Raw genomic sequence first — 15,801 nt, forward strand, 5'->3', positions numbered from 1 at the left:
CAGTTGCCTAGTGGTGCGTGCTGGCCGGTATCAATCGGCGGTGCTGATAACCCGTGATTTGGTGACCTGAGCCGGGGCAAAGTGGCAGGTAAAGGTGCTGCCGTGGCCCGGTACGCTGCTGATTTCCATCCGTGCCCGATGTCGTAACAAGACGTGTTTGACGATCGCCAGTCCCAGGCCGGTGCCCCCGGTGTTGGAGTTGCGGCTGGAGTCGACGCGGTAAAAACGTTCGGTCAGGCGCGGCAGGTGTTTGGCATCGATGCCGATCCCGGAGTCCTGCACGCTCAGGTGCGCCCCTTGGTCATCGCCCCACCAGCGAATGCGGATATTGCCTTCGGCCGGGGTGTATTTCACCGCGTTGAACACCAGGTTGGAAAACGCGCTGCGCAACTCCGCTTCGCTGCCCTTGAGCAGAATCGTCGGGTCGGCTTCCAGGGTGATTTTCTGGTTTTTCTGGCCGGACAACTGCTGCGCGTCGCTCTTGATCGATTGCAGCAAGCCGTCGATCGGTACCGGCTGGTTGTCCGATGGATAATCGGTGGCTTCCAGCTTGGCCAGCAACAACAGGTCGTTGAGCAGGGTCTGCATGCGTCCACCTTGTTGCTGCATCTGCTGCAAGGCACGACCCCAGCGCGGATTCACCTCGTCGACGTTATCAAGCAAGGTTTCCAGGTAGCCGCAGATCACCGTCAACGGTGTGCGCAGTTCATGGGACACGTTGGCGATGAAGTCTTTGCGCATTTGCTCAAGCTGATGGATGCGCGTCACGTCGCGCACCAGCATCAAGTGTTCGTTGTTGCCGTAGCGGGTGATGTACAGCTGAATGCGCACGCGGTCGTTGGTTGGCGAGGGGATTTCCAGCGGCTCGGCGTAGCTGTCTTGCTCGAAGTATTCCTTGAAGCGCGGGTGGCGCACCAGGTTGGTCACTGGTTGGCCGCTGTCCTGTGGCGTCTTGAGGCCCAGCAGGGTTTCGGCGGCGCGGTTCCACCATTCCAGGTTGCCGTCGGTGTCGAGCATGATCACCGCGTCTTTCAGCGCGGCGGTGGATTCCTGAACCCGGTCGATCACCGCTTGCAGGCGCCCGCGTACCCGTTGGTCGCGGCGTTGCAGGTGGTAGATGCTGTCGAACACCTCGCCCCACAGGCCGTAGCCATCGGGTGGCGCTTCATCGGGTTTGTGCAGGCGCAGCCACTCGTGCAGACGCAGCAATTGCTTGAGGGTCCAGGCCAGGTAAAGACCCAGGCCTGCGGCGAGGCTCCAGCCGTAATAGCCGGTGATCAGACCGATCACCAGGCAGGCGGTGACCAGCAGCAGCATGTGGCGAATCAGGGTGCCATGCCAGTTTTGGTTCACGAAAAAAATACGTCCTTGAATAGAAGCAGTTTTGAGCTTCAAGCCTCAAGCTGCAAGTTTGAGGCGGTTTGGCTTTTAGCTTGCCGCTTGTAGCTTAAAGCTTGCAGCTGTTGTTATCAGGCCTTGGTCGAGAACCTGTAGCCAGTGCCGCGCACGGTTTGTACCAGATTTTCGTAAGCATCGCCGAGGGCTTTGCGCAGGCGTCGAATGTGCACGTCAACGGTACGCTCTTCGACGTAGACGTTGCCGCCCCAGACCTGATCCAGCAACTGGCCACGAGTGTAGGCGCGCTCCTGGTGAGTCATGAAGAATTGCAGCAAGCGGTATTCGGTCGGGCCCATCTCGGCAGGACGGCCGTCGATGGTCACGCGGTGGCTGATCGGGTCCAGCAGCAGGCCGCCGACTTCGATTGGCGCCTCTCCATCGGTTGGGCCCGCACGGCGCAGCACGGCCTTCAGGCGCGCGACCAGCTCACGGGGGGAAAACGGTTTGGTGATGTAGTCGTCGGCACCGACTTCCAGGCCCTGGATCTTGTTGTCCTCTTCACCCTTGGCGGTGAGCATGATGATCGGGATGTCCCCGGTCAGCTCATCACGCTTGAGGCGGCGGGCCAGTTCGATGCCGGACGTGCCGGGCAGCATCCAGTCGAGCAGGATCAGGTCCGGTTTGCGGTCGACGATAATGGCGTGGGCCTGCTGGGAGTTTTCAGCCTCCAGGCAGTCATAGCCGGCCATTTCCAACGCAACGGCGATCATTTCGCGAATAGGCGCTTCGTCGTCGACGATCAGAATGCTCCTGCCAACCATGCCCTTAATCCTCTTGTCATTTAACTGTCTTGCGCCGCATTAGATAACGGAATTATTGCAGTCGTGTGACAGTATTTTAGTCGGCCGGCGATTGGCTGGATCCTGGACTAAGCTTTAAGTCCGAATCCTGACAACCGCAAAAGGAAGGTTTCCATGAACTACATTGCTCAATCCTGGAAGGCTTTGCTGGTCACTGCTGCGTTAACGCTGCCGACACTGGCCTTTGCCGCCGACCCGGCGATGATGAAAGACGGCATGATGGTCGATCACAAGGGCATGACGGTCTACACGTACGACAAGGACAAGGATGGCAAGTCGATGTGCAACGGTGAGTGCGCCGAATACTGGCCGCCAATGATGGCGCCGGCGGGTGCCAAGGCTGAAGGTAAGTGGACAGTCGTCAAGCGTGACGATGGCATGATGCAATGGGCCTATGGCGGCAAGCCGCTGTACTACTACAAGGACGACAAGGCAGTCGGAGAAATGAAGGGCGACAAGAAGAAAGACGTCTGGCACGTCGTTCACGAGCATATGTAACGGTTGTAGCCTGCCGCACCAGATCGCTGCCTTCGTTGCTCTGCAGGAGCTACTGAAGGCGGCGATCTTTTTGATGCTTCAACGCAACGCGTAATCCAGCACAATCCCGACGAAAATCGCCAAACCCGCCCAGTGATTGTGCAAAAACGCCTTGAAGCAGCGCATCCGGTCCTTGCCGCGGGTGTACCAGAATTCCCACGCAAAGCAGCCCGCCGCCACCAATAATCCGAGGTGGAACCAGCCACCAAGGTCGAACTTCGAACCCGCCAGCAGCAGGCAACCCAGCGCCAGCCCTTGCAGGGTCAGGATGATCACCCGGTCCGCGTCGCCGAACAGAATCGCCGTGGATTTCACGCCGATCTTCAGGTCGTCGTCGCGGTCGGTCATCGCGTAATACGTGTCGTAACCCACGGTCCACATCAGGTTGGCGATCCACAGCAGCCATGCAACTGCCGGCAGTTCACCGGTTTCTGCGGTGAACGCCATCGGCATCCCCCACGAAAATGCGGCGCCCAGCACCACTTGCGGGTAATAGGTGTAGCGCTTCATGAACGGGTAACTGAACGCCAGCGCCAGACCGCCCAACGACAGCCATATGGTCGCGGCATTGGTGCACAGCACCAGCAGGAAACTCACGCCCATCAGCAATGCAAAGAACACCAGCGCCTCTTTGGAGCTGATCTTGCCGCTCACCAGCGGCCGCTGCTCGGTTCGCTTCACATGACCATCGACCTTGCGGTCCGCCCAGTCATTGATCACGCAGCCGCCAGCGCGGGTCAGCACCACACCGAGGACGAAAATCACAATGTTGGCCAGGGACGGCGAACCCTTGCCGGCAATCCACAGCGCCCACAGCGTTGGCCAGAGCAGCAGGTAAATGCCGATCGGCTTGTCCATGCGGGTCAGCTGAATGAAGTCCCAGGCCCGAGGGTTCAAGCGGTTCAAGGACTTGAGCAGGCTTTGGTACATCAACGGTTCTCCGATTGGGCGCAGGCGGCGTCCCACAGGGAAGGCAGGAAAATTTCGGCCACCAGCACGCTCAGCGCACCGCGGTCAAAGCGCGAACGACGGCCCCACAGCTCAGGCGATTGCACCTCGGCGGGCAGCCAGGCTTGCGGATAATGGCAAACCTCGATGGCCCGGCGCTGGAAGGCCTGATCGCAAAACAGCAATTCGCCCAGCGAGCGGCTGCCCAGTTCGTCCATATGCAGGCCGTCGCCTTGCAATGCACTGCGTGACGCCACGCTGCGCGCAAACACCCACGCCTGGCCATGACCGCGCAAATACACCTCGCGCACCCAGCCCTCACTGCCATCGGCCAGGTCCAGCGCTGCGCACTCGTCGGCGCGCAGGGGCTGCCAGCCTTCGAACATCGGCGAGACGCTAAAGGCATCATTCGACAGATGAATCAGACGTCTGGTGAGCGAGCCTTCGTCGAACAGCCAGTCCAGGGTGGAAGCATCGGGAAGGGGCGCCAGTTCGCTGCGCGAGAGCCAGAGAGGAGCTGGAGAGGGGGATTCTGTGTGATGCACAATGAGTCATTATTGGCAGCAAATGAGGCGGCGAGCTTAACATGTCAGCCGCCGATATCGATTGAAATGGCCTGCCGTTGCGCCGAACAGGCTTGCATCAGACGGCCCCGATCAGTACAAAACGCGCTGAGTTGGACGGCAGTGCTGCAACCATCGACCGTCTGGCCGGCAAAACGCCTGAACCCTGAGGAAGTACCTGATGAAAAAGTGGCAATGTATCGTCTGCGGCCTGATCTACAACGAAGCCGACGGTTGGCCGGATGATGGCATTGCGCCAGGCACCCGTTGGGAAGACGTCCCGGCAGACTGGCTGTGCCCGGACTGCGGTGTGGGCAAAATGGATTTTGAAATGATCGAAATCGCTGCCTGAATAATTGAGGAGTAAGGAATGAACGCACCTGTCGTAATCATTGGCACCGGCCTGGCGGGCTACAACGTGGCCCGCGAGTTTCGCAAACTCGATAGCGAAACCCCGCTGCTGCTGATTACCGCCGATGACGGACGCTCCTACTCCAAGCCGATGCTCTCCACCGGCTTCGGCAAAAACAAGGATGCCGACGGCCTGAGCATGGCCGAACCCGGCGCCATGGCCGAGCAGCTCAAGGCCGAAGTACGCACCCACACGCGCATCAGCGGCATCGACCCGGGCCACAAGCGCCTGTGGATCGGTGAAGAAGCGGTGATCTACCGCGACCTGATCCTGGCCTGGGGCGCCGAAACCGTGCGCGTGCCCATTGAAGGCGACGCGGCGGACTGTGTATTCCCGATCAACGACCTGGAAGACTACGCACGCTTCCGTGCGGCGGCGGCCGGCAAGCGCCGCGTGCTGCTGCTCGGCGCCGGCCTGATCGGCTGCGAGTTCGCCAACGACCTGACCCTGGGCGGCTACGAAGTGCAACTGGTTGCGCCGTGCGAGCAAGTCATGCCGACCCTGCTGCACCCGGCGGCCGCCGCTGCGGTGCAGGCTGGCCTCGAAAGCCTCGGCGCGCGCTTCCACCTCGGCCCGGTGCTCAATCGCCTGCAACGCGTGGCTGACGGCCTGGAAGCGCACCTGTCCGATGGCCAGGTGATCCCGTGCGACGTGGTGGTCTCGGCCATTGGCCTGCGCCCGCGCGTCGACCTGGCGGCAGCGGCCGGTCTGCAGGTCAACCGCGGCATCATGGTCGATCGGCACCTGAAAACTTCCCACGCCAACATCTACGCCCTGGGCGACTGTGCCGAGGTCGATGGGCTGAATCTGCTGTACGTCATGCCCCTGATGAGCTGTGCGAGGGCGCTGGCGCAAACCCTGGCCGGCAACCCGACCGCCGTCACCTATGGCCCGATGCCGATCACCGTCAAAACCCCGGTCTGCCCGTTGGTGGTATCCCCGCCGCCACGGGGTGCAGAGGGCATCTGGACAGTCGAAGGGCAGGGCGCCGACATCAAGGTTTTATGCCGCGATGCCGCGGGCAAGCTGCTCGGTTACGCCCTTACCGGTGCCGCCGTGATGGAAAAACTGGCCCTGAACAAAGAGCTTCCGGCTCTGTTGGCGTAAATACCGGTCGTTCTGTCGGAATCACCCCCCTTTTGCCCTAACAATGGCCGCGCCGATACTGGCGCGGGGCCTCACTGCGTGCCATCCTCACTCCCGTCTGCCGCAGAGTAGAGCACCTGCGGCGCTTTTGGCGCTGCTCCGCAGAGAGCAGCACGGACATAACAACAACAAACCGTCAAAGGGGCTTCACTCACATGCGTAAACCAGACCTCGCCGCAGCCATTGCTGAAAAAGCAGACCTCACCAAAGAACAAGCCAACCGCGTTCTCAACGCCGTTCTTGAAGAAATCACCGGTGCCCTGCACCGCAAAGACAGCGTGACGCTGGTGGGCTTCGGCACCTTCCTGCAACGCCATCGCGGTGCCCGCACCGGCAAAAACCCGCAAACCGGTGAACCCGTCAAAATCAAGGCCAGCAACACCGTCGCGTTCAAGCCAGGCAAATCGTTGAAAGACAGCGTCAATCCGTAATCCGTTTTCACCTCCCGCGCAGCGGGGGAGTGGAATAAAAAATGGGCACGCCAACCAGGGTTGGGTGCCCATTTTTTGTGGGTGGCGAATCAGCCGAGCCCGCTTTGTTGCTTGGCGAGAATCGCCGCCATTTGCGGTTCATCCAGATGATCCAGCGCCCGCTCTACCAGCAAATGCGCCCCCTCAGCCACGCGACTGATCGCCAGGGCTACTGAGCGGCGTGAGCCGTCTACATCATCGGCCAGGTCCGCGGCGATGGCGCTGATGGACAGCAAATCTTCCGAGGCGTTGGCCAGGAGTGCTTCGGTGTTGATGTCCGGGCAGACACTGAAGAGTTGGCCGCTGCGTTTCGTTGGTGCTTGTTTTGGTGGGGCGAGATAGTGATCGAGGGCGCGTTCGGCGGCTTCGTGGAGTTTTTTGGAATCGAGGGATTCGTAGGGGGATGTAGCCGGATCTTCTGGCGGATTAGGTGTTGGTTTGAACATTTGAATCACCGAGTTATGGAGCTCACACAGTTTCGCTTGCTTCGAAAAAGGTGGCAGCTGTGTATAGGTGTGCAAGACCGGACTCGGTTGCCGGCAGACCCGAAGGACTCCCACACACAGCCGCCATAACGATTCGCGAGGATAAAAAAACACCCGGTGAATAGCCATAACCGATTGCATGACGAGTCCGGACTTGCACGTCCGAGTCACCAACTTTGCAGTGACTGGGAGAGGTTATCGGTGCCGGCCAAGTACGCCTAGTTCATGTATAGCCCAGCGTATTGAAGGAAATGTCCGATAGGTTTGCGGGGTTGAAGATCAAAAAATCGCAGCCTCCGGCAGCTCCTACAGAATGTGTTTCGTTTGGTGTAGGAGTGGTGTGTGGAGTGGTCTTGAAGGAAGTTTTGATAATTGTGACTTGGTGGTCATCGTGAGGGTAATGGTTCTGATCTTCTTCTAACGCAAGCAGATACTGGTGTTATCGCCTGAAGCCGTTAAACTGCCCCAGCCGTTCATTTTTCTCTTGAGGCTATGCGCATGAAATTTCGTTTTCTGCTGTGGATGCTGGGTTTGTTGATGGGTAAGGCCAGCCGGACCAATCCGGCGTTTCAGCAGCAACTGGGTGACAAGGACCTGGTGTTTCAGCTGCAGACCCTGGACGGGAAAGTGGCGCGGCAATTCCGCGTGAAGGACCAGCGCATCACCAGCCAATCGGGTGTGCATGCCGAGCCTGCGTTTGCGATTGCCTTCAAAGACGCCGCGTACGGCTTTGCCACGATGCAGGCGAAGAACAAGCAACTGGCGTTCATGATGGGGATTCAGGACAAGTCGATTCAGATCAAGGGCAACCCGGCGCTGGTGATCTGGTTCCAGGGGCTGACAAAGTACTTGAAGCCGAAGAAGGCGTAGGAGCGAGCTTGCTCCGGGCGGCGTTCCGACGAGAAACTCAAGTACCCCGTGTTTATCCAGGATGCACGCGTCATCGTTGACGACCTTCGCGGGCAAGCCCGCTCCTACAGGATTCAGGTGATCCATGTGGGAGCGTGGCTTGCCCCGGGCGGCGTTCCGACGATGCTTTTCAGCCTTGAGTGAATTGCGAAGCCAGTTCGCGCAACAGCACTTCGGCCTCGAGGACTTTGCTGACCACGTCATTGGCTTTTTCGCGGCTCAGGCCAAGGCGTTCGAGCAGGGCGTCGGGGATATCTTCGTCGGGGCCCGAGCCGATGCCACGGCTGCGAAGCAGGCGCACCGACAGGCACACCAGGTTCGGGTACTCAGCGAAGTCGCCGTCGTAGTGAGGATCGTGCTGGAAGCGCAGGGCGGTGGCCAGTTCTTCAGGCATGTCCCAGTAGCGCATCAGCCACGAGCCGATCTGTTCCCGGCTGATGCCCAGCAGGTGTTGTTCCACGAAGCTGTGGCACAGGTGCGGGTTGACCTCCAGGTGGCGGCAGATCAGCGAGAAGTGCGGCGGGAACACGTGGGCCAGCAGCAGGTAGCCGAAGTTGTGCAGCAGGCCGGCCAGGTAGGTCAGGCCGGCTTCCGGACGCTGGGCGCGCGGCATGGCGCGGGTCAGGCCTTCGATGACGGCGGCGGTGTAGATCGATTGCTGCCAGTACGGCGTGGAGTGTTGCGGGTGGTCCTTGGGCAGGCTCAGGGTTTTGCCCAGGGCCAGGCCCAGCGCCAGGTTGATCACCAGGTCGAAGCCCAGCACCCGGACGATGGCGTCTTCCACCGAGCGGATCTTGCCCGGCGAGGCGTAGTAGGGCGATGCCGCCCAGCTCACGACTTGTGCGGCCAGCGCCGGGTCAGTTTCGACCACGCCGGTGATGTCGTCGATGGTGGCGTTGGGGTCGACGCGCAGCTTGATGATTTTTTGCGCGGTTTCGGCCAGCGGCGGAATCTCGATGGTCGCTTCCAGACGCTGCTGGATGCGCCGTGCGGTGAACGCCTGGACGGCCTGGGTGATTTCCTTGCGGTCATCATCGGGGCGGTCGAGGTTGGGACGGATGCTGGTCAGGTTTTCGCCGAAGTTGGCGGCGCTGGCCTTGGTCAGCATGGTCGCCTTGAAGTCTTCGCTGGAGATTTCCAGCAGCACGCCCGGCTCACCGGAGTTGATCAGCAACTTCGGCTCACGCAGCAGGCTTTCGTCGTACAGGCACGGTGAACTGGTCAGTGCCGGCAGGCCCGGCAGCAAGCTGAGGTTGTGCTTGCCGAGCATTTTTGTCAGGCGTTCGGTGGGTACGGCGGCGAGGCGCCGACCGGTGAGTTCAGTGAGGCGATTGAGGTCCAGCAATTGGCTCTGCGGGAACAGCACCATCAATACGCCAACGCTGTCATCCAGCAGAACGGCCTGCACTTTACGCGCGGCATTGAGGCCGTGACGGTCCAGCACTTCTTCATAGGCAATGCCTAACTTGCCCAGCATCAGCCGAATAACCGACGGAGCGTGCGGGGTGTCGGGTGCGAAGGCAACTTCGGTCATGGTCTGTATCCGTACTTAAACAATTGCAGGAGTATAACCAGCTTGCTTGGGACCACGCCTCAGAAACCGTGACGGTTGTCACACTTGGCCGTATTGTTGGCCATGACGCAGCCATCGGTCGAGCAGCGGGCTGACGTGGGTCGGCCAGCGCTCAAGCAATGCCTGGGCGGCATCCCGCACGGCGGGCAGCAAATCGGCGTCGCGCATCAGGTCGGCGACCTTGAATTGCAGCAGGCCGGTCTGCCGGGTGCCGAGCATTTCGCCGGGGCCGCGCAGTTCCAGATCCTTTTCGGCGATGACGAAACCATCGTTGGTTTCGCGCATGATGCCCAGGCGCTGGCGGCTGATCTGCGACAGCGGTGGATGGTAGAGCAGCACGCAATGGCTGACGGCGCTGCCCCGGCCGACGCGGCCGCGCAACTGGTGCAATTGCGCCAGTCCCAGGCGCTCGGGGTTCTCGATGATCATCAGGCTGGCGTTGGGCACGTCCACGCCTACTTCGATCACCGTGGTGGCGACCAGCAGTTGCAGGTTGCTGGCCTTGAACTCGGCCATCACCGCAGCTTTTTCCGCAGGCTTCATGCGGCCGTGGATCAGCCCGACTTTCAACTCGCCGAGGGCAGCGGTGAGATCTTCGTACGTGGTTTCGGCGGCCTGGCAGGTCAGCTCTTCCGACTCTTCGATCAGTGTGCACACCCAATAGGCCTGACGCCCTTCGGCGCAAGCGCTGCGCACCCGCTCGATGACTTCGACCCGCCGGGTGTCGGTGATCAGCACGGTGTTGACCGGTGTTCGACCGGGGGGCAGTTCGTCGAGGATCGAGGTGTCGAGGTCGGCGTAGGCACTCATGGCCAGCGTGCGCGGAATCGGCGTGGCGGTCATGATCAGCTGATGTGGACACATGCGTCCGCCGACACCTTTCTGCCGCAAGGCCAGCCGCTGCTGTACGCCGAAACGGTGCTGTTCGTCGATGATCACCAGCGCCAGGTTCTTGAATTGCACTTCGTCCTGGAACAACGCGTGGGTGCCGACCACCATCGGCGTGCCGCTGGCGATTTGCTCCAGGGCGGCGACGCGGTTCTTGCCCTTGAGCTTGCCGGCCAGCCAGGCGACTTCAATACCCAGCGGCTCGAGCCAGCGCTTGAAGGTGATGAAGTGCTGCTCGGCGAGAATCTCGGTGGGCGCCATCAGCGCGACCTGATAACCGGCCTCCAGCGCTTGCAGCGCGGCAAGGGCGGCGACCACGGTTTTACCGGCGCCGACGTCGCCCTGGATCAGCCGCAGCATCGGTTCGTGCTGGCTGAGGTCATAGGCGATTTCATTGCCGACCCGTTGCTGGGCACCGGTCGGGCTGAAGCCGAGGTTGGCCAGGTACTTGGCCGGCAGTTGCGTGGCTTTGGGCATCGCGGGCGCACGCAGGGCGCGCATGCTTTCGCGCAGACGCTGTTGCGACAGTTGATGGGTCAGCAGTTCTTCGAAAGCCAGACGGTGCTGCGCCCAGTGGTGACCGAGGGCCAGTTCATCGACGTCGGCATCGGCGGGCGGGTTGTGCAGGTAGCGGATCGCATCGGCCAGCGGCGCCAATTGGTAGTCGCGGGCCAGTTCGTTCGGCAGCCAGTCGGGCAGGCTGCTGGGACCGAGCAGGGTGAGGGTCTGCATGCACAACTGGCGCAAGCGCTGTTGGGTCAGGCCTTCGGTGAGCGGGTAGACCGGGGTCAGGGTTTCATCCACCGGCGGCGGTTCGTCACCGGTGATGGCGCGGTATTCCGGGTGGTAGATCTCCAGCCCCGAAGCGCCGGGCCGCGCCTCGCCGTAGCAGCGAATCCGCGTGCCGCGTTTGAGGCCTTCCTTTTGCGCGTTGCTGAAATGATAGAAGCGCAGGCTGAGTCCGCCAGTGCCATCCTGCAACCGGACCACCAGGCTGCGCCGACGGCCCATGACCACATCGGCACCGCTGACGGTGCCTTCGATGACCGCATCCTGACCGGGCCGCAGTGCGCCGATCGGCACGACACGGGTGCGATCCTGATAGCGCAGCGGCAGGTGAAACAACACGTCCTGGAGGTTTTCCAGGCCGACCTTGGCCAGTTTCTCGGCCATGGCTTCACCGACACCCTTGAGTGCCGTCACCGACACTTGCGACAACTCGCTCATGACCGTTGCTTAGCCCGCAGCGACTTGCGCCGCTGGCTTGGCCACCGAGCACAGGCGAATGGAGTCAGCGAGGATTTCAATCGCTTTCGGACGCGGGAAGCTGGCGCGCCAGGCAATGGCCACGGTGCGGAACGGTACGGGTGCCGACAACGGACGCACCTCAATCACGCCGGGGGCGTAGTGATGGCTGTCGACTGCCGACAACGGCAGGATCGAAATCCCGAGGCCCGAGGCGACCATGTGGCGAATGGTTTCCAGGGAGCTGGATTCCACCGTGGTGTGCTTGGCGCCGTCGTTGCCTTTGGTCAGGGTCGGGCAGGCTTCCAGTACCTGATCGCGGAAGCAGTGGCCTTCGCCGAGCAGCAGCAGGCTCTTGTCGTTGAGCAGACTGGAGTCGATGGATTCTTTTTGCGTCCACGGGTGCTGCGCCGGCATCAACACGTAGAACGGCTCGTCGTAGAGCTGCAGGGTCAGCACGTCGGCTTCATTGAACGGCAGGGCGATGATGATCGCGTCGAGCTCACCGTTGCGCAGCTTGTCGCGCAGCACGTGGGTGAAGTTTTCTTCGATGTACAACGGCATCTGCGGGGCGACCCGGTGCAGTTGTGGAATCAGGTGCGGAAACAGGTACGGTCCGACGGTGTAGATCGCGCCGACCTTGAGTGGGGCGGTCAGCTGGTTCTTGCCGGCCTGGGCCAGTTCGCGGATGCCTTGGGCCTGTTCCAATACCTTTTGGGCCTGGGCCACGATGCCTTCGCCGACCGGCGTCAGGCGCACGGCGCTCTTGCTGCGCTCGAAAATCAGCACACCGAGTTCGTCTTCAAGCTTTTTCACGCCCACCGACAGGGTCGGCTGGCTGACGTGGCAACGCTCGGCCGCATGGCCGAAGTGCTGCTCTTGGGCGAGGGTAACGATGTAGCGTAATTCTGTGAGGGTCATAGCAAGCGTCCATGTAGTTGCGGGCCAAGCATACCGGCTGCAATCGATAGACGCACGTTATCAGACTGAGTGCGTCGAGTGACACCGGGCAATGCCGGATTGCCGCTGGAAGATATGCAAAAGGCACCTTTCGGTGCCTTTTTGGCTGGATTTACGAACTTGTAGGAGCGAGCCTGCTCGCGAAAGCGGTGTGTCAGTCAACGTTGATGTTGAATGTGACGGCCTCTTCGCGAGCAGGCTCGCTCCTACAGGTGCTGGTGTTATCAGCGGCGGCGTTTCTCCAGCGAATACACAAACGGTGCAACGATTTCGATGGAGCCATTGGTCAGCATGTCGGCCGGTGGCTTGGGCAGCGGTTGGGCGCGGCGGATCATTTCCAGGGTGGCCCGGTCCAGATCGGCAGTGCCCGAGGCGCCTACCAGCTCAAACGACAACACATTGCCTTCGGCATCCACGACGAAACGCAGACGGTTCATGCCTTCCTTGCCCCGCGCCTGGGCACTTGCAGGGTACTTCTTGTACTTCTGCAGGTGCGCCAGCAACGTGCCTTGCCAGCTGGCCTTGGCTGCCATTTGAGCAGGCGAAGGGCCTGGCGCAGGCTGGGCGGATTTCTCCGTCGGTACCTGAGTCTGCTGGGTTTCGGCCGGTTTTTCTTCGGCCGGCTTTTCCTTCGGCGGCTCGGGTTTCTTCTCTACCGGCTTGGGCGGTTGCGGCTTCGGCTTGGGTTTGACCGGCTTGGGCACGGCAATTTCAGCTTTCGGCGCTTCGGCGAGCTTGGGTATCGGCAGTTCTTCAACCGGAGCCGGCGGCTGCGGTGGGGTGACGACCTTAGGCGGAGCAGGTGGTGGCGGGGCTGGAGCCGGTGCCAGTTCGACCAGCATTGCCTGGGGAGGCAATTCGATGGGCGGACGGGCGGACCAGTTCAGCGCCAGCGCGATGGCCAGCGCGTGAACACCCAGCACCACAGCCAGGCTACCGCTGTAACGCGTCAGTTTATGGCGCGTCGTGATCATTTCTTGGCTGCCGTCTCGAGTCCGACCAGACCGACCTTCAGGTAACCGGCAGAACGCAGGTTGTCCATCACGCTCATCAGGTCGCCGTAATCCACGCCTTTGTCGGCCTGGAAGAAGATCGTCGTGTCTTTCTTGCCCTGGGTCCTGGCGTCGAGGGTGGCGCCGAGTGCTTCGGCCTTCACTTCGTCTTCGCCGAGGAACAGGCGCTGGTCAGCCTTGACGCTGAGGAACACCGGTTTCTCTGGCCGCGGCGCCGGTTTGGCGGTCGAGGCGGGCAGGTCGACCTTGATGTCCACGGTGGCCAGCGGGGCCGCCACCATGAAGATGATCAACAGCACCAACATCACGTCGATGAACGGCGTAACGTTGATTTCGTGGTTTTCGGACAGATCGTCGTCTGCCCCTTCTTTCAAATGCAGGCCCATGGCCGATTACCCCACTTTCACCATGTGCGGTTGCGAGCTGCGCTCAGGCTGGTGGTCGAGGTCGCGGCTGACCAGCAGCAGGACCTGTGCCGACGCATCGGACACTTGGGCTTTGTAACCGGCGATGGAGCGGGCAAAGACGTTGTAGATCACGACCGCAGGGATCGCTGCAACCAGGCCCAGCGCGGTAGCCAGCAGGGCTTCGGCGATACCGGGCGCGACGACGGCGAGGTTGGTGGTCTGGGTCTTGGCGATGCCGATGAAGCTGTTCATGATGCCCCATACGGTACCGAACAGGCCGACGAACGGCGCGGTGGAGCCGATGGTGGCCAGCACGCCGGTGCCGCTGCTCATGTTGCGACCGCAGGCCGCGACCAGGCGCTCAAGACGGAAGCTGACGCGTTCCTTGATGCCTTCTTTCTCACGGCTGTTGACCGACAGGCGCATCTCTTCAAGGGCGTCATGTACCAGCAGGTTGGCCAGGGTGCCTTCTTTCGCCGCAGTGACGCTGGCTTCCTTGAGGGAGGCGGATTTTTTCAGTTGGGCGATTTCACCGCGCAGACGACGCTTGGCGCCCATCAGCTCAAGGCCCTTGGCGATCCAGATGGTCCAGGTGATGATCGAGGCGATGGCCAGGCCGATCATCACGATTTTCACAATAATGTCGGCATTCTTGTACATGCCCCACGGCGACAGGTCATGGGCCATGCCCAGAGTGTTGTCGGCTTCGAGGACTTCAGGGACGTCTTCACCCAGCGTTTCTGCCGGTGCGGCCTGGGCAGGATCGGTCGCGACCGGAGCAACGGCCGGGGCGGCGTGATCGGCCGGAGCCGGCGCGGTGGCGGCCGGTGTGGCTGGCGTCTGGGCATCGGCGAAAGCGGCGACTGGCGCGAGCATCACGCTGAGGAGCAGGGCGGCCACTGCGCTCCAGGCGCGAGGTCGTTTGGTTGGCGAAGCGGAGAATTGATTGCGTGTCATGCTGGCCGGACCTGAGAGAAAAAACGGGTGATGTTCTTCCAGGCCTCGAAGGCCGAGAACAAAAGTGGGGAGGCATTATTGCAATTAATTCTTGTTAACAAAAGTAATAGCGTCTCTTTTTTTCCTGCATTGCTAGCCGCCTGTCTATTGCCGGCGCTAGTCTGTGGCTTTCCGATGGGAGTTTTCTGATGTCTGCGCCTACTGTTTTGATCGCCGGCTGCGGTGATGTCGGCAGCCGCCTGGCCACACAATTGCTGGCGGCGGGGTGGGAGGTCCATGGCCTGCGACGCGACGTTTCACGTCTGCCCAAGGGCGTCATCGGCGTGGCCGGTGACCTGTTCAACAAAGACTGCCCGGCTACCTGGCCAATCGGCGCCGTGGATTACCTGGTGTATTGCGCGGCGGCCACCGATCACGACGAAGCCGGTTACCGCGCTGCGTATGTCCAGGGCCTGGAACACGTGCTGGAGTGGCTGGACGACTACGGGCAGGTGCCCAATCGCCTGTTGTTCGTGTCCAGTAGCAGTGTTTACGGTCAGCAGAATGGCGAATGGGTCGACGAGGCTTCGCCAGCCGTGGCGGCGGGTTATTCCGGGCGTGTGATGCTCGAAGCCGAGCAACTGGCCCTCAAGAGCGGCATTCCGGCGAGCATCGTGCGTCTGACCGGCATTTATGGTCCGGGCCGTGAGTGGTTGCTGACTCAGGTTCGTCGGGGGTATCGCGTGGTAACTGATCCGCCGCTGTATGCCAATCGGATTCATGCCGACGACGCCGCAGGATTGATGGCGTGCCTGCTTGAGGCGGATCGGCGTGGCGTTGCGCTGGATGATGTCTACATCGGCGTCGATGACGCGCCGGCAGCGCTGGCCGATGTGGTGGGCTGGTTGCGTGAGTATCTGGGTGTGACCGAATGGGCTGATGACGACAGCGTGCGTCGCACAGGCAGCAAGCGCTGCAGTAATGCGCGGGCCAAGGCATTGGGCTGGACGCCGAAGTATCCGAGTTTCCGCGAGGGGTATGCGGCGATTCTGGAAGGGCGCTGCTGACTTCCAGGCACCGTAAACACCTGTGGGAGCGAGCTTGCTCGCGA

The 15,801-nt window shown here is 61.4% G+C and carries 17 protein-coding genes; 6 read left to right on the forward strand and 11 right to left on the reverse strand.

Annotated features, from left to right (window positions below; genetic code table 11):
- Positions 1-30: 30 nt before the first annotated feature.
- Both phoR and phoB read right to left on the reverse strand, forming a co-directional pair.
- Positions 31-1,317, reverse strand: a complete 1,287-nt coding sequence (gene phoR / locus KGB07_RS08480; RefSeq protein WP_259674430.1) for a phosphate regulon sensor histidine kinase PhoR — start codon at positions 1,315-1,317, stop codon at positions 31-33.
- 152 nt (positions 1,318-1,469) lie between these two features.
- Positions 1,470-2,159 carry a phosphate regulon transcriptional regulator PhoB gene (phoB, locus tag KGB07_RS08485; protein WP_003229608.1) on the reverse strand — a complete coding sequence of 230 codons (690 nt, stop codon included), beginning with the start codon at positions 2,157-2,159 and terminating at the stop codon, positions 1,470-1,472.
- A 153-nt stretch (positions 2,160-2,312) separates the two neighbouring features.
- Here phoB and KGB07_RS08490 point away from each other — a divergent pair, with 153 nt between their 5' ends.
- Positions 2,313-2,696: a hypothetical protein gene (locus KGB07_RS08490; protein WP_046038919.1), complete on the forward strand. Its 384-nt coding sequence runs from the start codon at positions 2,313-2,315 to the stop codon at positions 2,694-2,696.
- 78 nt (positions 2,697-2,774) lie between these two features.
- Here KGB07_RS08490 and ubiA read toward each other — a convergent pair whose 3' ends face one another.
- Together ubiA and KGB07_RS08500 are read right to left on the reverse strand one after the other, a co-directional pair.
- On the reverse strand, positions 2,775-3,665 hold the full coding sequence (ubiA, locus tag KGB07_RS08495; RefSeq protein WP_046038920.1) for a 4-hydroxybenzoate octaprenyltransferase: 891 nt from the start codon (positions 3,663-3,665) through the stop codon (positions 2,775-2,777).
- The gene (locus KGB07_RS08500) at positions 3,665-4,228 is read right to left on the reverse strand and encodes a chorismate--pyruvate lyase family protein (protein WP_046038922.1); all 564 of its coding nucleotides are present in this window, start codon (positions 4,226-4,228) and stop codon (positions 3,665-3,667) included. Before KGB07_RS08500 ends, ubiA begins: the two co-directional genes overlap by 1 nt.
- 199 nt (positions 4,229-4,427) lie before the next feature.
- On the opposite strand from KGB07_RS08500, the gene KGB07_RS08505 reads away from it, so the two are divergent.
- The 3 genes from KGB07_RS08505 to KGB07_RS08515 all read left to right on the forward strand — a co-directional run bounded on the left by KGB07_RS08505 (position 4,428) and on the right by KGB07_RS08515 (position 6,235).
- On the forward strand, positions 4,428-4,598 hold the full coding sequence (locus KGB07_RS08505) for a rubredoxin (protein WP_007995385.1): 171 nt from the start codon (positions 4,428-4,430) through the stop codon (positions 4,596-4,598).
- 18 nt (positions 4,599-4,616) lie between these two features.
- A complete protein-coding gene (locus KGB07_RS08510; protein ID WP_223465199.1) occupies positions 4,617-5,765 on the forward strand; it encodes an NAD(P)/FAD-dependent oxidoreductase in 1,149 nt (382 codons plus the stop codon).
- A 194-nt stretch (positions 5,766-5,959) separates the two neighbouring features.
- Positions 5,960-6,235 (forward strand): HU family DNA-binding protein, encoded by a 276-nt coding sequence (locus KGB07_RS08515; RefSeq protein WP_003195589.1) that lies wholly within the window; start codon positions 5,960-5,962, stop codon positions 6,233-6,235.
- An 89-nt stretch (positions 6,236-6,324) separates the two neighbouring features.
- On the opposite strand, the gene KGB07_RS08520 is transcribed toward KGB07_RS08515, so the two are convergent.
- A complete protein-coding gene (locus KGB07_RS08520) occupies positions 6,325-6,720 on the reverse strand; it encodes a DUF6124 family protein (RefSeq protein WP_223465201.1) in 396 nt (131 codons plus the stop codon).
- A 537-nt stretch (positions 6,721-7,257) separates the two neighbouring features.
- On the opposite strand from KGB07_RS08520, the gene KGB07_RS08525 reads away from it, so the two are divergent.
- Entirely contained in the window at positions 7,258-7,629 is a 372-nt protein-coding gene (locus KGB07_RS08525; protein WP_223465203.1) for a helicase, read from the forward strand.
- A gap of 169 nt (positions 7,630-7,798) precedes the next feature.
- On the opposite strand, the gene KGB07_RS08530 is transcribed toward KGB07_RS08525, so the two are convergent.
- The 6 genes from KGB07_RS08530 to exbB form a co-directional block, all read right to left on the reverse strand.
- Entirely contained in the window at positions 7,799-9,202 is a 1,404-nt protein-coding gene (locus KGB07_RS08530; RefSeq protein ID WP_046038931.1) for an aminoacyl-tRNA deacylase and HDOD domain-containing protein, read from the reverse strand.
- Positions 9,203-9,280: 78 nt separating this feature from the next.
- The gene (gene recG / locus KGB07_RS08535; protein ID WP_223465204.1) at positions 9,281-11,356 is read right to left on the reverse strand and encodes an ATP-dependent DNA helicase RecG; all 2,076 of its coding nucleotides are present in this window, start codon (positions 11,354-11,356) and stop codon (positions 9,281-9,283) included.
- Between the two features lie 9 nt (positions 11,357-11,365).
- Complete coding sequence (locus KGB07_RS08540) at positions 11,366-12,295, reverse strand: hydrogen peroxide-inducible genes activator (RefSeq protein ID WP_046038933.1); 930 nt, start codon at positions 12,293-12,295, stop codon at positions 11,366-11,368.
- A gap of 263 nt (positions 12,296-12,558) precedes the next feature.
- Complete coding sequence (locus tag KGB07_RS08545) at positions 12,559-13,308, reverse strand: TonB family protein (protein ID WP_223465206.1); 750 nt, start codon at positions 13,306-13,308, stop codon at positions 12,559-12,561.
- Positions 13,305-13,733: a TonB system transport protein ExbD gene (gene exbD, locus KGB07_RS08550; protein ID WP_007975187.1), complete on the reverse strand. Its 429-nt coding sequence runs from the start codon at positions 13,731-13,733 to the stop codon at positions 13,305-13,307. The genes KGB07_RS08545 and exbD overlap by 4 nt, the downstream gene beginning before the upstream one ends.
- Before the next feature lie 6 nt (positions 13,734-13,739).
- Positions 13,740-14,711: a tonB-system energizer ExbB gene (gene exbB, locus KGB07_RS08555; RefSeq protein WP_223465208.1), complete on the reverse strand. Its 972-nt coding sequence runs from the start codon at positions 14,709-14,711 to the stop codon at positions 13,740-13,742.
- A 188-nt stretch (positions 14,712-14,899) separates the two neighbouring features.
- On the opposite strand from exbB, the gene KGB07_RS08560 reads away from it, so the two are divergent.
- Positions 14,900-15,757, forward strand: coding sequence for an SDR family oxidoreductase (locus KGB07_RS08560; RefSeq protein WP_046038940.1), 858 nt, complete (start codon positions 14,900-14,902; stop codon positions 15,755-15,757).
- Positions 15,758-15,801: the final 44 nt, after the last annotated feature.

Source organism: Pseudomonas sp. GL-RE-26 (assembly GCF_019956275.1).
Taxonomy (GTDB): domain Bacteria; phylum Pseudomonadota; class Gammaproteobacteria; order Pseudomonadales; family Pseudomonadaceae; genus Aquipseudomonas; species Aquipseudomonas grandcourensis.

What these genes read in the sequence shown, in the direction of transcription:
- phoB (WP_003229608.1), bottom strand. Translation starts at nt 2,159, where the DNA reads ATGGTTGGCAGGAGCATTCTGATCGTCGACGACGAAGCGCCTATTCGC.
- recG (WP_223465204.1), bottom strand. Translation starts at nt 11,356, where the DNA reads ATGAGCGAGTTGTCGCAAGTGTCGGTGACGGCACTCAAGGGTGTCGGT.
- KGB07_RS08540 (WP_046038933.1), bottom strand. Translation starts at nt 12,295, where the DNA reads ATGACCCTCACAGAATTACGCTACATCGTTACCCTCGCCCAAGAGCAG.
- KGB07_RS08510 (WP_223465199.1), top strand. Translation starts at nt 4,617, where the DNA reads ATGAACGCACCTGTCGTAATCATTGGCACCGGCCTGGCGGGCTACAAC.
- exbD (WP_007975187.1), bottom strand. Translation starts at nt 13,733, where the DNA reads ATGGGCCTGCATTTGAAAGAAGGGGCAGACGACGATCTGTCCGAAAAC.
- KGB07_RS08560 (WP_046038940.1), top strand. Translation starts at nt 14,900, where the DNA reads ATGTCTGCGCCTACTGTTTTGATCGCCGGCTGCGGTGATGTCGGCAGC.
- ubiA (WP_046038920.1), bottom strand. Translation starts at nt 3,665, where the DNA reads ATGTACCAAAGCCTGCTCAAGTCCTTGAACCGCTTGAACCCTCGGGCC.
- KGB07_RS08505 (WP_007995385.1), top strand. Translation starts at nt 4,428, where the DNA reads ATGAAAAAGTGGCAATGTATCGTCTGCGGCCTGATCTACAACGAAGCC.
- KGB07_RS08530 (WP_046038931.1), bottom strand. Translation starts at nt 9,202, where the DNA reads ATGACCGAAGTTGCCTTCGCACCCGACACCCCGCACGCTCCGTCGGTT.
- KGB07_RS08515 (WP_003195589.1), top strand. Translation starts at nt 5,960, where the DNA reads ATGCGTAAACCAGACCTCGCCGCAGCCATTGCTGAAAAAGCAGACCTC.
- KGB07_RS08525 (WP_223465203.1), top strand. Translation starts at nt 7,258, where the DNA reads ATGAAATTTCGTTTTCTGCTGTGGATGCTGGGTTTGTTGATGGGTAAG.
- KGB07_RS08545 (WP_223465206.1), bottom strand. Translation starts at nt 13,308, where the DNA reads ATGATCACGACGCGCCATAAACTGACGCGTTACAGCGGTAGCCTGGCT.
- KGB07_RS08520 (WP_223465201.1), bottom strand. Translation starts at nt 6,720, where the DNA reads ATGTTCAAACCAACACCTAATCCGCCAGAAGATCCGGCTACATCCCCC.
- phoR (WP_259674430.1), bottom strand. Translation starts at nt 1,317, where the DNA reads ATGCTGCTGCTGGTCACCGCCTGCCTGGTGATCGGTCTGATCACCGGC.
- KGB07_RS08490 (WP_046038919.1), top strand. Translation starts at nt 2,313, where the DNA reads ATGAACTACATTGCTCAATCCTGGAAGGCTTTGCTGGTCACTGCTGCG.
- exbB (WP_223465208.1), bottom strand. Translation starts at nt 14,711, where the DNA reads ATGACACGCAATCAATTCTCCGCTTCGCCAACCAAACGACCTCGCGCC.